Source organism: Bacillus sp. RC251 (genome assembly GCF_044908765.1).
Lineage (GTDB): Bacteria > Bacillota > Bacilli > Bacillales > Bacillaceae_G > Bacillus_A > Bacillus_A wiedmannii.
On the sequence record NZ_JBIYDP010000001.1, the window covers coordinates 1,730,321 to 1,744,869 of the forward strand.

The 14,549-nt window shown below is 32.9% G+C and carries 11 protein-coding genes and 1 pseudogene; 4 read left to right on the forward strand and 8 right to left on the reverse strand.

Annotation, left to right across the window (positions count from 1 at the left end; all coding sequences use genetic code 11):
- Positions 1-881 precede the first annotated feature (881 nt).
- Positions 882-2,828, reverse strand: a complete 1,947-nt coding sequence (locus ABH961_RS08695) for a bifunctional metallophosphatase/5'-nucleotidase (protein WP_098077477.1) — start codon at positions 2,826-2,828, stop codon at positions 882-884.
- Between the two features lie 553 nt (positions 2,829-3,381).
- Entirely contained in the window at positions 3,382-3,897 is a 516-nt protein-coding gene (locus ABH961_RS08700; protein ID WP_060486760.1) for a DinB family protein, read from the reverse strand.
- A 505-nt stretch (positions 3,898-4,402) separates the two neighbouring features.
- Here ABH961_RS08700 and secY point away from each other — a divergent pair.
- A complete protein-coding gene (gene secY, locus ABH961_RS08705; protein ID WP_087983907.1) occupies positions 4,403-5,707 on the forward strand; it encodes a preprotein translocase subunit SecY in 1,305 nt (434 codons plus the stop codon).
- 17 nt (positions 5,708-5,724) lie between these two features.
- Here secY and ABH961_RS08710 read toward each other — a convergent pair whose 3' ends face one another.
- On the reverse strand, positions 5,725-6,762 hold the full coding sequence (locus ABH961_RS08710; protein WP_404519325.1) for a DnaA N-terminal domain-containing protein: 1,038 nt from the start codon (positions 6,760-6,762) through the stop codon (positions 5,725-5,727).
- Between the two features lie 135 nt (positions 6,763-6,897).
- Positions 6,898-7,815 carry a DMT family transporter gene (locus tag ABH961_RS08715; protein ID WP_404519240.1) on the reverse strand — a complete coding sequence of 306 codons (918 nt, stop codon included), beginning with the start codon at positions 7,813-7,815 and terminating at the stop codon, positions 6,898-6,900.
- A 146-nt stretch (positions 7,816-7,961) separates the two neighbouring features.
- Between ABH961_RS08715 and pdxR the strand changes: the two genes are divergently transcribed.
- On the forward strand, positions 7,962-9,395 hold the full coding sequence (pdxR, locus tag ABH961_RS08720; RefSeq protein WP_087983905.1) for a MocR-like pyridoxine biosynthesis transcription factor PdxR: 1,434 nt from the start codon (positions 7,962-7,964) through the stop codon (positions 9,393-9,395).
- 120 nt (positions 9,396-9,515) lie between these two features.
- Here the strand turns inward: pdxR and ABH961_RS08725 are convergent, their stop codons facing one another.
- Positions 9,516-10,445, reverse strand: a complete 930-nt coding sequence (locus ABH961_RS08725; RefSeq protein ID WP_098641833.1) for an NADP-dependent oxidoreductase — start codon at positions 10,443-10,445, stop codon at positions 9,516-9,518.
- 195 nt (positions 10,446-10,640) lie between these two features.
- Between ABH961_RS08725 and mleBCA the strand changes: the two genes are divergently transcribed.
- Complete coding sequence (gene mleBCA / locus ABH961_RS08730) at positions 10,641-11,495, forward strand: BCA family alpha/beta fold macrolide esterase (protein WP_098067935.1); 855 nt, start codon at positions 10,641-10,643, stop codon at positions 11,493-11,495.
- A 118-nt stretch (positions 11,496-11,613) separates the two neighbouring features.
- Here the strand turns inward: mleBCA and ABH961_RS08735 are convergent, their stop codons facing one another.
- Both ABH961_RS08735 and ABH961_RS08740 read right to left on the reverse strand, forming a co-directional pair.
- Complete coding sequence (locus ABH961_RS08735) at positions 11,614-11,949, reverse strand: hypothetical protein (protein WP_001257747.1); 336 nt, start codon at positions 11,947-11,949, stop codon at positions 11,614-11,616.
- Positions 11,950-11,960: 11 nt separating this feature from the next.
- Entirely contained in the window at positions 11,961-13,130 is a 1,170-nt protein-coding gene (locus tag ABH961_RS08740) for a ParM/StbA family protein (RefSeq protein WP_404519242.1), read from the reverse strand.
- 210 nt (positions 13,131-13,340) lie between these two features.
- Here ABH961_RS08740 and ABH961_RS08745 point away from each other — a divergent pair, with 210 nt between their 5' ends.
- Complete coding sequence (locus ABH961_RS08745) at positions 13,341-13,742, forward strand: hypothetical protein (protein WP_098642431.1); 402 nt, start codon at positions 13,341-13,343, stop codon at positions 13,740-13,742.
- A gap of 139 nt (positions 13,743-13,881) precedes the next feature.
- Here the strand turns inward: ABH961_RS08745 and ABH961_RS08750 are convergent.
- Positions 13,882-14,467, reverse strand: a pseudogene (locus tag ABH961_RS08750) (SMI1/KNR4 family protein).
- Between the last annotated feature and the right edge of the window lie 82 nt (positions 14,468-14,549).

Consider the following 14,549-nt stretch of genomic DNA (forward strand, 5'->3'; position numbering starts at 1 on the left):
TTTCACCTCGTATAATTTTTGAAATAGAAAGCTTGTACAAAGTATACTGTCTATTCCTGTCGGAAAAAAGAGAAAATACACAATTTATGTAACATTATGCAAAATTACATATATGTGGTCGATGATATAAATAAAGAACGACACATATATGTATATTAATTTCAATAAAACAGAGCTCTTTTAGGCGCTCATCCAATTGGTTAGTTGTTAATTATCTATATTCATTCTAATCAAAGTACCCTTACATCTAAATAACAACATAAAAACCCACTCTTTACTATTTTAAGAGTAGGTTTAATGCTATTAAAATAACAATTATTATAGGACATCTTATAATTTATATTACTTATTTAAACTTATATTTCGGACATGAAGTTGATTTAGGATAAAGATGGATCAAATAAATACTAATGACCTTGATAAACAAGAAAAAGAAAGTGCGTGTATTGTTTTATGATATATAGTATATAAATACTTTAGTGAGGCAGCGCATCTACAATTTAGATTTTTTAATATAATGTTGTTATGTATATAGCTGCATGGATTGTAACATCATGAGATAGCTGAAGTCTCATATGAGTTTCAGGCTTTTTTATTTTGTCAAAAATATCTTTAATTTGTCTCCCATTTAAATATAGTAAAGGACACATCTATTGCATGTTATTAGCTCAAGGTATGTTCTTTTAAAGCATATTATAAATATGCATAGTAAGAAATAAAACCAAAATTATTCAAATAAAAAATCCCCCGGATTTGTTTAATGATCCAGGGGATTTTTTATCGTTGATTCTTTATATTTCCATACCAATCACAAACTTTTTTTAGGATAATGGTATGTCCAAGTTTAATAGTTTTTTGCACGAAAGCTATCTATTTTATATTTATTTAATTATCCTACTAAGTTTTTTGTAAAATTCACCTTTTCTTTTTACATGATTAAACTGATTTGGATTAATATTAGCTTTTTGTGAGAGTGCTACAATCTCTTCTTTTGTAATTGAATCTTTAGTATTTATAGATGCTATATTTGTATATTTTCCATCTTCAGTTTTTGGAATTTCTAAAATCCCTTTATTTACAAGATCCACTACAGCCTTATGCTCTGAAGAATGTGTATTCACGCCAGTAATTTTCCAATTATGCATAACTTTTGGCGTATATACACCGTTCTTTACCTCTTTTAAATATGTAATAGCAAGGTTACGAATGGTTCCACCTGTTTCTCCGAATGCATTCTCTTGTTTAGATGACCAAGTTTGTTCAAATTTCCGTCCCTCTAAAGCTCCCCCTTTTGCCTGAAGAGCCTCCATTCTATACGCATTCATTCCTAGCGTCATAACATCACTCATTTTGATTGGTTTATTTGTACGAATAGAGCGTAAATTTGTAATTCTACTACCATATGGTTTTGTTAAGTCAATTTCATATTTTACGCCTCCAAAGAAATCATTCGTACTGTATTTAGAAGCACGACGGGTTTTATCAAAGCTAACTGTTACATCTCCGGCACGAGATGAGTTAAAGTACCCTGCCGCCCATTCCATATAGTCTTTTAAGTCTTTCCCAGTTACCTTATATACCGTAATTTCTCCCAAAGCATATTGATAATTATACGCAATATCTTTTTTCTTAATAGGACCTACATCCAAACGGGCATTATCGTTATCAATTTGATGGGCTACTACATCTGCTTTGCTGTAGTAGAGCATGACTTCATGAAAGAAATCCGATAAAGGTGTCTCTTGAATCTGCACACTTGGAATACCTTTTATTTCATTTTCAGGAACAAGGTTTCTACCCTTTAATTGAGCGACTACAACATTTGCATCTCCCCTCGCATACTCGTGAAAAGGTGTCAGTGTGTCTTCAAGTGTAGGATCAGATACTATTGTTGTTCCATCAGTATTTTTTACAGGTATAGCTGTAGCAGTTTTATCTTTTAAAACCAGCTTTCCATCTTGCTTTGTAAAAGTAAGGTCAATACGTGAGATATGTGTTCCATATTTATCTGGTTCTGTAATAATAACGCCATTTACAACTTCTTTTTTAACAAGTTTATGCATATGAGCTGCAAAAATAGCACTTAGTTCCGGACAAGCATTCGCAATATCTTGAACACCAGTACCAGGGATTCCATTCTCATTTTCTAGTCCCATATGCATAACGCCTACCATTACATCTACTTTACCTTCTAATTCTTTAATTGCCTTTTTTGTCTCTTCTACTGGATTTTTCACAACTAAACCATCCAAATGATCTGTCCCTTTTTCAAAATCACTAATCATTGGTGTATTCATACCAATAATCCCGACTTTAATTCCACCTTTTTCAACAATTGTATATGCAGGAAGAAAACGCTCTCCATTTTCCTTATAAATATTTCCTGCTAGTGTCTTGCCCTTATATTGCTCACTAACTTTTTTCAATGTATCTAATCCAAAGTTAAATTCATGATTTCCAAATGCCCAGGCGTCATATTCCATTGCATTCATCGCTACCATCATTGGCGATTGTGGCTGATCATTGAATAACTCTACTGAATTTCCTTGAATTGTATCCCCGGCATCTACTAATATGGTATTGGGATTTTCTTGACGCACCTTCTTTATAACCGTATAAAGCTGCGTTAAACTTCCACTCGTATTTGCACCATCAAGCGCATAATCCCAAGGCATAAATCTACCATGAATATCGGCAGTACCTAACAGTGTAATATTAACATCAGATTCCTCAGCTTTTGAGATAGATGGTTTGACTGTTACTGCTGTTCCAAGAAGTATAAAAATAACAAAATAACATAAATAGTTCTTCCATTTCATTTTTTGCATAATAACAATATTTCTCCCCTTTTTGTACTTTCATAAAGTTGCTTGAACTTTAAAAATGTAACTTATTATTCGGAAAACTTCAACTGCAAAAGAAAATTTTGGAGATGGTTCTGCTGTGAAAATATAGAGAATAAAATGCATATACCCCCTAGCAGAATAGTATTTACTTCTTCCTCCAACGTGTGAAGAGCGCTAAACCAACGGTAGATGTATATGTACTGTCAAAATTATGGACATATAACTCATTTCCGGAAATCATTATAACTTAAAGATATAGTGTGTAATGCTGATTACATTTTCGGATTTCATTGCTAATTTATTTCCTTCTAAACGAAAATGCTGAGATCACTTCCAAAAATAATAACCCCGTTCTTCATTTAAGACGGGGTTCCACTTATACAACAATTCGGATTCAGTTTTTTTTCGAATATTCGTTTCCTATTCAAGAGTAAGATCTGCTAGTTTCGTATTTTCTTCTGCTTATCAGGACTTATATTTTATCACTCGAACCCTTGATGCTTTCCTAAATCGCTCAATAAATAGATAATAATTTTTACTTTTCAACTTCACAAAGCAATTTTACCTCTTTGATTTGTTCTATATGACGTTGTTCATGCAAATAGATTAATTCTATCCACTGATCAAGAAGTAATTCTCCAAGAGCTGGATGCATCACTGATTTTTTTGCCAATTTAGATTCATCTTCTATTGTACTCAGAAAACGCATCAATGCTTTTCTAGAGTCGGTTAACAAATCAACCATTTGCAGCACTTCAAATGGTTCTATACTTGGTTCAATCATTTCTGGTGCTATAAATTTTATTGATCTATCTAATACAATAGTATGAATTTCTTTACGCTCATTTTGGAAACTATCCATCTTTTTTAATCCTGACAAAATAACCGTTATAACTCTCTCATCTAATAAAACTAAGTGATGACAAACTTGTGCTATACTCCATTTATCCTTATCTGGTTTTCTATTAAATTGAGTATCACTTAACAAAGTAATTTCCTCAAATAATTGATTTCTCGTTTCATAAAACTTGTCCTTTACAAATGTATTCATGTGAATTCTCCTTTCATTAGAACCTATATACTTAGATTCCTGCGTTAGAAATATTCTCTATAGAAGAAAGATTTTCCTTCACTACTGTTTCTCTAATTCACGACTAAATATATGAGTTTTCTCAACATCCTTGAAGATTTCCTTGAAGTTATCATGTGCTGCAGTTACACCATAATACTTTCCACCGAATCCTTTCAATACAACTACATAAAACGTTCCTAATTATCAATCTAGCATTAAATAAATGTAAAAAATGCCCCTATTCATTCATTTTTCATGCGTATGTATGTACATTTGTTAATTTATTCGATATATTATGTGTATTGAATGATTACGAAAAGCTTATTGGTCGCTAAAAAACACCTTATATTTTTATATCCGAGAAAACTACAAAGTGTATAAAATTCCATTTGTCAAATGAATTTAATGCGGAAGGAGGTTTGTGGTTACTTCATCGGGATATAACCATCAGTTTTGAACTGATAAAAATATAGGAGGCGACATAATGTTTCGTACGATTTCAAATTTCATGAGAGTAGCTGAGATAAGAAACAAAATTCTTTTTACACTAGCGATGCTAATTGTTTTTCGAATTGGCACGTTTATTCCAGTTCCTCATACTAACGCAGAGGTATTAAAAGTACAAGATCAAGCTAACGTTTTAGGTATGCTAAACGTATTTGGCGGAGGAGCACTGCAACACTTCTCAATCTTTGCTGTAGGTATTACACCATATATTACAGCTTCCATCATAGTACAATTACTACAAATGGACGTTATACCTAAATTTTCGGAATGGGCAAAGCAAGGAGAAATGGGCCGAAAGAAATCAGCTCAATTCACTCGATACTTTACAATCATTCTCGCATTCATACAAGCCATTGGGATGTCTTATGGTTTTAATAATATAGCAGGTGGACAATTAATTACAGATCAAAGCTGGACTACATACTTATTTATTGCGACAGTTTTAACTGCAGGTACTGCATTTTTACTTTGGTTAGGTGAACAAATTACCGCTAATGGCGTTGGTAACGGTATTTCGATGATTATCTTCGCAGGACTTGTTGCGGCGATTCCAAATGTTGCGAATCAAATTTATTTGCAACAATTTCAAAATGCAGGCGATCAATTATTCATGCACATTATAAAGATGATCTTAATTGGTCTCGTAATTTTAGCGATAGTTGTTGGTGTTATTTACATTCAACAAGCTGTACGTAAAATACCGATTCAATATGCAAAAGCTGTTTCAGGAAACAATCAATATCAAGGAGCAAAAAACACTCATTTACCTCTTAAAGTAAATAGTGCTGGTGTAATTCCAGTTATCTTTGCTTCCGCATTTTTAATGACGCCGCGTACAATTGCGCAGCTCTTCCCTGATTCAAGCGTATCGCAATGGTTAGTTGCAAATCTTGATTTCGCACATCCACTTGGAATGACGCTTTATGTCGGTCTGATCGTTGCTTTCACATACTTCTACGCATTTATTCAAGTAAACCCTGAACAAATGGCTGAGAATTTGAAAAAGCAAAATGGCTATGTGCCTGGTATTCGTCCTGGTAAATCAACCGAACAATATGTAACGAAAATTTTATACCGTTTAACATTTATCGGTGCAATTTTCTTAGGTGCCATTTCAATTTTACCGCTCGTATTCACAAAAATTGCTACATTACCACCTTCTGCACAAATTGGTGGTACAAGCTTACTTATCATCGTCGGTGTAGCACTTGAAACAATGAAGACGTTAGAAAGTCAGCTTGTGAAACGTCATTATAAAGGGTTTATAAAAAAAGTAAATTAAGTAAAAAACACAGTTGGTTATTTTTCCAACTGTGTTTTTAATTCTACTACCTCTAATTTTCCCACTAATGTATCAATCACTTTTTCTAAGTTCACAATTTTTTCTTCTAATGCTTGGATGCGTTTTTCGCTATCCTCTACATTATTATATTTTAACTCATCATTGGAAGATTTGAACTGCTCCCATAATTCGAAAATAGTATTTTCAGTAGGTGATTTTGATTTTTCACCACTACTGGTTGCATCTTTATTTGATTCTAATTCAAATTGAAGTTCATATGTATTTCCAGTTAACTCTTTAGCTATTTCCGCAATTAAATCTTTATAAGACTTTTCAACCCATCCTTGTTGGAATTCGTTTTCAAAATAAATGATTAATGAATTTTCATTTATTCTAGCTGTCGTTTCTTTAACCCATGTTTCATATGAAGGTCTTGAAATTATTAATTGCATTTTACCTTTTATTTCATTCCAAATTGTATTGGGTTCTTCTTGTCCGGAGGTGAGTGGATTACTTTGCATATGATAAATATGTGTGATAGAAGTGGTTTTTGATTCTATTTCGAACCAAATTTGATATTCTTCATTAGTAAGTTTCTGTACGGTACTTGAAATTATATTTTTATACTCACCTTCAAGCAAATCACGATGAAACGCATCCTCACAAAAGATTATTAATGTATTATCTTCTATAGTAGCATTTGTATTTCTAACACAGGTTATAAATGTTTTCTCTGCTAATTTTGGCCTTAACGCTTTCTTTACTTCATCCCAGCTATTTAGCCTTTCTTTTGGAACATCTTTCAACTTTGATGGTTCGTCATTACATAGATCAAACTGAATTTCAAACGTCGTATTAAACATTTCTCTTAATGTATGAAATACTAATTCTTTGTAGTGAGATTCTAACCAGTCACGAGCAAATTCATTTGGACAATAAATTGTTAATGTATCATCCTCTAAATAAACAGTAGTATTAGTAAACCAAGTTTCATATGATGGTTTTGAAATTTGCGGTCGAATTTTTTCCTTTACTTCAGTCCAATTCATTTTCATAATAACTCCCCTCTTTTTACAGTTCTCTTTCATATAGCTTAATAATATTACGCCTTTCCAATAAATAAAGTCAATCCGTATCATGAATAAAAATTCAAGCAGCCCTGTTATATACAGGGCTGCTTCTTTATACAACTACATTTCCTTCTCAAATAATTTCCCTTGTTTGAAATAGCTCCGGAGTGTGGATCGATTAACTAAAAATACACCAACCAAAATAAAACAAGCACCTATTCCCATTGTAGGGTTTAAAGGTTCTCCTAATATGATATATCCTACAATAATAGCAATTAACGGTGATACATATAACCACGTTGACGGGAATACAGGATTTGTTTTTGATAAGAGCCAATAATATAATCCGTGCCCACCAATTGATCCGATAAAGATAAGATATAAAATAGGCCACTGTACACTCCATGAAGCTAATACAGATACATTCGGTTGTTCTACTATGACGGATACGATTAGTAATAATACCCCTCCGTAAAACATTTGAATACCATTAATGAGAAATGGTGATACACTTTGTAAATCCGAAAGTATTTCTTTTGAGCGAATAGAGCCTATTCCGTAAAATAACTCTCCTATTATTAACACAAAACAAGCGATACTCCATATGAGACTTACTTCTTGGTGCGTTCCTGGTAAAGAAACAAAAACAACACCTATTAGTGCGATAATTAATGCTACGAGTTGCTCCTTTTGCAATTTTGTCTTATTTCTCTTTGCTTGTAATAACAAAATCATCATCGGCCCCGTAGCAGAAAGTACAGCAGCTAACCCTGAAGAAATATATTGTTCCGCCCAGTACAATGTTGCAAATGTCATAAACGTTAAGCAAAAACCAGCATATATAATATGTTTTGAAAATACATGTGGCATAATTTCCTTTCGCTTTAACTTAAATATAATCATCAGAATTACGCCTGCTAAAAAGAAACGAATTCCTGCTGAAAATAATGGGGGCGCTCCTGCTTCAATTCCGATTTTTATCGTTAAAAATGTTGTTCCGAAAATAATACATACTAAAATATAATTGAAAATGACCATTTTTCTTCCTCCTTTTTACTCTTAACATGAGTATAGAAGGTATGGTGTATAACAGTGTATCTATGTATATAACAGTTACTTAAAATTGTAGTTGATTCTCTTTATATTTTTCGCTTTAATAAAATAAAAACGAAAAAGGTGAAACCATGAAGATTGTCCTTCGTAAAGAATCCAACATACCGTATTACCAACAAATATATATGCAAATCGTTGAAAGAGTACAAAGTGGCATGCTTGCGCATGGTGACCTCCTTCCATCTTTACGCTCTATGGCCGAAGATTTGCAGATTAGCCTATTAACTGTTCGTAAAGCATACAAGCAATTAGAAAAGAAAGAATATATACGCATTGAGCAAGGAAAAGGTGCTTATATACATAAACATGTAAAGAAAGATTTCAAACCAATTCCGTACAAATGGCAACAAACGAAAACGATTAATGTTATGCGATCTCAATATGCAATGAATCAGCACCGAAAATATTACGATTTTTCACAAGCGATTTTGTATCCTCGTTTATTGCCAAATCCATTCTTAGCAGACGAAATGCATAAAATACTTCATAAAGACCAGATGATCCTAGCAACTTATGGGCCAGTACAGGGTGATTATGAACTGCGAGTTGAAATAGCAAATTACTTAAGTGAACACCAAAATTTAGTGACCGATCCATCTAAATTATTAATTACAAGCGGAGCACAACAAGGAATTGATTTAATTGCTCAAACATTATTAAAACCTGGTGATATTGTATTAGTGGAAAGTCCTTGTTACAGTGCTGCGCTTGATATTTTCATCAATAAAGGTGCTAAAATTATACCAGTTTCTCTTGATAATCATGGAGTTCGCTCCGACTTAATCGATGATATTTGTCAAAGTAAAAATCCCGTATTATTGTATACGAATCCAACTTTCCAGAACCCGACAGGTACAGTAATGAGTAATGAACGGCGAATGGAACTTATAGAACTAGCAGAGCTATATGAGTTTTTTATAATTGAAGATGATTCTTTCGGAGAAATATATTTTGAGGGTGCTACTATTTCCTCTCCTATCAAAAATTTTGATACGAATGGTCATGTAATATATATAAAAGGATTTAGTAAAACGTTAGCACCAGGATTGCGTATCGCATCTCTTATTGCCGATGGGCCTATTTTTGAATGGTTATATGCTGTAAAAGGTTCAATGGATATCGGTAGTCCTTTATTAACGCAAAAAGCACTCCTTCCTTTTTTACGTGCAGAACGTATGAAAAATCATTTAGAAAAATTACGTACGGCTTTACAAATTAGACGTGATATAACTATTGATATGTTATCACCACTTAAAGAATTACGATTTGAAATACCAAATGGTGGCTTTAATTTATGGATTACACTTCCTGATTCGATAGATCCCTTTACCTTATTACAAAAAGCAAATGAAGTAGATGTCTCTTTTTTACCAGGAACAGCTTGTCTATTAAATACAGATATAAGTAATAACCAATTACGGATTAGCTACTCGATGTTAAATGAAAAAGATATGTTGATTGGTTTAGAGAAATTACATGATACAATACGAAACTGTATATTATAGAAATAACATTACATATCCAATAAAAAATACTATCCAAAATGAAAATGTGACTTTTTGGATAGTATTTTTTTCTGCGTTTTTGTAGTTCAACTTCACTTTCTCTACAAGCCACTATTTTCATTATCCTCCGACTTTCATTACAATTTTACCTCTAATATGTTGACATTCACTCAAAATATGAGCTTCTCTAACCCCCTCTTCATTAAACGGCACAACTTTACTTATAATTGGTTTTATTTTTCCGTGTACAATTAATTTTGATAATGCTTCTAATTGCTTTCCGTTTGGTTTTAGCCATAAAAACCCTGATTTTATCCCTTTTACTTTTTGAATTGGCTCATGAACAATCGAAACTAACACACCACCAGATTTTATAATTTGAAAGCTTTTTTCTTGTACTTCGCCACCTATTGTATCTAATACAATATCGAAATCTGATAGTAACTCTTCAAATTTATCTTTTTTATAATCAATAACGAGATCTGCTCCTAAAGACTTTAAAAACTCTTCATTCTTACTACTTGCGGTTGTCGCAACAAAAGCTCCAAATGATTTTGCGATTTGGATTGCCAAACTTCCAACTCCACCAGCTCCAGCATGAATGAGTACTCGGTCATGTTCTTTTATTTTTGCGTAATCTACAAGACTTTGCCACGCTGTAAGTCCTGCAAGAGGAATAGAAGCTGCCTCTTCGAAACTTAGATTAGTAGGCATATAAGATAATAAATCCGATTTTACTGTAATAAATTCAGCATAAGAGCCCTTCCCTATATTTTCAGGTTTCGTAAATACTTTATCTCCTACTTTGAAGCACTCTACCTCTTCCCCAACTTCTTCAATAACCCCAGCTACATCCAACCCTAAAATAATTGGAAATGAAAATCGCAACTGTTCTTGTAAGTCTCCTTTTCTTATTTTCCAATCAACAGGATTAACAGATGTCGCGAGAATACGTATCAATACCTCGTTACCTTTAACAATTGGTTTTAAAACTTCTCTTTCTTTTAATTCTTCAACATTACCATATTGATCTATAACAATTGCTTTCATGTCCATTCCTCCTTGCTATTTATTTTAATAACATACAAATATTTCTCAAAATTTTTTGCCTTGAATTATCATAAACTTATTTTTGGGGGTAATTACGTAAGAAGCGTTATGAATTCCGTAAGAAAACGTACACTCAACTTAGAATCACTCAAAACTGTATTTTCAATTACATTCAAAAGAAATGGGGAGAACTCTATGACTGAAAAGATATTTAAAATAAACGGGATTGATATATGTACAGAAAGCTTTGGGAACCCTAAAAACCCAGCTATTTTATTAATTATGGGTGCTACGTGTTCAATGGTTTATTGGGATGAAGAGTTTTGTGAACAGTTAGCTAACACGGGGAAATTTGTTATTCGTTTTGATAACCGTGATGTGGGATGCTCTGTTACATATGAGCCTGGAACTTCCAATTATACAGTTACAGATATGGCTGAAGATGCAATTGGGGTCCTCGATGCTTATCATATTGATAAAGCACATCTATTCGGTATGTCATTAGGTGGAATGATCGCTCAAATTGTTGCTGTAAAACATCCCGAAAGAATTTTAACGTTAACATTACTGGCTACAAGTGTGATAGGCTCTGACGATAACACGCGCGATTTACCTCCGATGGACGAAAGAATTTTAACACATCACGCAAATGGCACGCATTTAGATTGGACAAATAAAAATGTTGTAGCAAAATATTTAGTTTCCGGATCTCGCCTATTATGTGGGTCCAAACGAACATTTGATGAAAAAAGAGTCTATAATCAAGTAAAACAAGAAATAGAACGCGCAAACAATCTACTAAGTATGTTTAATCACGCTTTACTTCAAGGTGATGATGCTTATGAAGGTGTGCTTCACTCCATACAAGCACCTACATTAGTTATTCACGGAACAGACGATACTGCACTCCCTTTTGAACATGGTCTCGCACTTATTGATGAAATTCCTAACTCAGTCCTACTAACCCTTGAAGGCGCAGGACATGAAAATCATCCTGATGACTGGGAAGACATCATTCATGCAGTTATTGAACATACATCTAAAATATAGATAAATAACGAATAGAAGGGGCACACCATAATTTGTGCCCCTTCTATTCGTTACATGTAAAAAAGCCCATCACTGTATCCGTATGTATAGTGATGGGCAATACTTATTTTTTCTATGTTTAAAAAAACGGACAATCTAATTGATCAACAGATTCCCATGATTTTTTTTTTATATTATCGGTGGATTTATTAGCTTCTAGTGGCACGTTTTTAAAGGGATTTACTTCGACCTTTAATAAAGATGATGGCTCCACGTATAATGAGAAAACATGGCTACTTGGTATGGCTTTTGACACATCAATATCTCCTACTTGTTTAAAGAGTTGCTGCGCTGCAAAGAAAAAGAAATTGGTTGGGTTTGATTGTTTATTCAGCCATGCAATCATTTCAGGTGATACTGATTTATGAATATTGATTTTTACTCGATCACCACGTTTATATCGCCTAGATCGCATACTTCCACCAACTAACTTATCGTTAAGTTTGTAAATCCTAAATCTTTTTGCTTATGCTCTCTATATTTTGGCGAACAAGTGTAGACTAATAATCCACGTGCATTTGTAAATAATGGATTATCTACAAAGATTACATTTGTTAGTCGTCCTTTTTGTTTTAAAATCATTTTTAAACTGTTTTTAATAATTACTGCGCCCCCGCCATAAATAAATACGTATGGATCGTCTTTCATGTCATCAATTTTGTTTATGATATCTGTTGCGACACGCGCTGCTAAACCTAATAATGCTGGTTGTGATTCTTCAACTAGTAACGCATTTCTTGGGTGCTTTTCATTTAAATAAATTTGGTTAAACTCTGTAATACTATCAATCGTCTTTGTTGGATACTTCCGATTCCATCTTGTAATAATTTGTAGTAACGTTTCTTTCACACCGTATGATAAGCCCTTACTTAGTTGTGGTCTAAAGTTCACACCTAGTGAAACTACTTCTTCTGTCGTCCCTGCACCAATATCAAAAGACAATAAAGTTTTATCAACAAAATCAATTTCTGAAACTTGATTTTGTTCACATTCTATTTTATGTTTCACTACATTTCCTTCTTCATCATATACAATGCCCCACGTACCAGAAGCGCCTTCAGGTAGGCATTTACAATATTCGATTGAAATATTAATTGTCACATCACGTCCGTTTGGATAATGGAACACAACCTTATGATTGCCCATATAACGTTTCGCATTTTCCGCAGCTATTTCTTGTGTAATAAGCTGCATAGGAAGAGCAACAGATAAATCATAACGAATATTAATATGACTAGAAGTTGGACTTTGACGCATAGCACTTACTGCTAAACCAGATAGAATTGTAATAACCATTAACTCATCAGTTGACTTATTTGATTTCTTCTCAACCTCAGTACCTTTTAATTGATCTTGAATGACTTTTTCCCCAACGATATACCGCACGTTATTTAACATTAGCGATGGAGAACTAATGGTCACATCAATGTGATTTTCTAATTCAGATAATGAAACATCACTCTCATCTAACAATCCTGTAGGCTCTCCTATATATAAAGAATATATACTTGGAATAAAAATAGGGTCTTGCCCTTTCACCATTAACTTCAAACCGTTATTTCCTGCATCAGCACCAGCTTTTAATAGAATAGACATAACTACCCCCTAAATTAATCTGACATCCCTTCCAAATATATGCGAGCCCTTTCTTTTACATTCAAATGTAATGTAATTTTTTATAAATCGTAAAAACAAAATATCATATTCTTGCACCATTTATGTAAAAAGTATTTGACATTAAACTTTTCCAATTTTATACTATGGATGTAAAGAGTTTTTTACATCACAGGAGGTGTCATTTCTAAATTGAATCATAAAAAATTTATTTTCATAATTATCGTTTTATCATTAATCGGAGTTCTCATACATGGCGCATATAAATATGTAACGGAAGGTTCGATTTTTGGAGGGACAATATTCGCTTTTTCGTTAATACTTGGTAATTTACTTAATCAAATTACTTGGGGAGATCCAAACGGAGTATCGGAAGAAAGCAAAGATGAAATGGGACAACAAATTAAATATAAAAGCTTTAAAATTGCTTATTTTGCACTTATATGCCTTATGTTTTTTATTGTAATATTATCAGAAGGATTTTCATTCCTAATACTCGATGAAATAAAGAATCTTCCTCTTTTTATCGCACTTTGTTCTTCGTTCTTTATTTATCCTATCGTCGAACTTATAGTCGCAAAACAATATAAATAAAAAGATGAGATTTTGTAAAGTGATAATAATGTTATTTAATTTTGATTAAAAAATATAAGAGCCTCGCTACAAATCATATTGTAGTAAGGCTCTTTAAAGTTGTTTAATTTCTAACCTTTTAAATGAGTTTGTAAAAAAATTATTGGGATTCTTTTTCTAGAAAATTAAAATCACCATCAATAAGATTCTGTAAATACTCATCAAAGCTGTTTGCAATCACTTCATATTCATCAGGGTCGTGCAAAAAACAAATGATTTGGCCACATACACCTTCATCAGAAGGGTTAAAATCAATATAGAGTCCTTGATGTTCCACCATTGTTCATACAGTCTGAAAAATGAATATAAGTGCCAGGGAGAAGTCCTTTTGGATTTATCTTAGAATCAACAGTATCCTCGTCATCTTGGTATTCTAAAAGATAGGATACGTCTTCTTCTTCTTTTGAACTTTCGAGCATCTGCTGTGTAGAAAGCAAATAATATGGATACTCTTCAACATCTGAGCCTAAAATACATACCGCAACTTTATTTTCTCCATATTTCCGCCAATATGTACCATCAATATTTTCAAGAAAAGAGATTAGTGATTCTGGACAATTTGGATATTCTAGCCTTAATGTATCAATATCCTCTTTTGTAGCACCGCACGCTTTATTTAGTGTTTCGAGATCATCTGTTGATAATGCTGCTCTCAAGCCGTTTAAAAATTTGTTTACCAAATCCATTACTTCGTCCTCCCAATAATAAAATATAAAAATTTTTTATTAATCTATATACCTAACATAAATAAGATTTGACTTTTAACTG